Origin of the sequence: Streptomyces sp. SID12501 (assembly GCF_010550245.1) — a bacterium.
GTDB lineage: Bacteria > Actinomycetota > Actinomycetes > Streptomycetales > Streptomycetaceae > Streptomyces.
In genome coordinates this window covers 1-520 of the sequence record NZ_JAAGLU010000416.1, presented here as the reverse complement: position 1 = coordinate 520, position 520 = coordinate 1, and the positions used below count along the sequence as shown (strand labels likewise).

Annotated in this window: 1 pseudogene; it reads left to right on the top strand. The window is 67.9% G+C overall.

Annotation, left to right across the window (positions count from 1 at the left end):
* Positions 1-520 (top strand): annotated as a pseudogene (locus tag G3I71_RS46530) (aminobenzoate oxygenase); the annotation flags it as partial.

The window sequence follows — 520 nt, the reverse complement described above, 5'->3', positions numbered from 1 at the left end:
TCTACCAGAAGGGCAAGGACAAGCAGTGGGACGGCGCCAAGCGCATCGCGTGGGACCTGGAAGTGGACCCGTACGACCCGCTCGGCACCCCCGACGAGGCGTTGACCCTGTACGGCACCCGGCACTGGGCGAAGATGACCGACCGGGACAAGGGCGAACTGCGCCGGCACTACAGCGCCTGGAACTTCAGCCAGTTCCTGCACGGCGAGCAGGGCGCGATGGTGTGCGCGGCCCGGATCGTGGAATCGGTGCCGGACCTGGACGCGAAGTTCTACTCCGCCACCCAGACCATGGACGAGGCGCGGCACGCGGAGGTCTTCGGGCGGTTCCTCCACGAGAAGGTCGGGATGCTCTACCCGATCAACGACAGCCTCCAGGGGCTGCTCGGCGACACCCTGCGCGACTCCCGCTGGGACATGCCCTACCTGGGCATGCAGGTGCTCATCGAGGGGCTGGCGCTGGCCGCCTTCGGGATGATCCGCGACACGACGGACAAGCCGCTGCCCAAGCAGATCCTCGC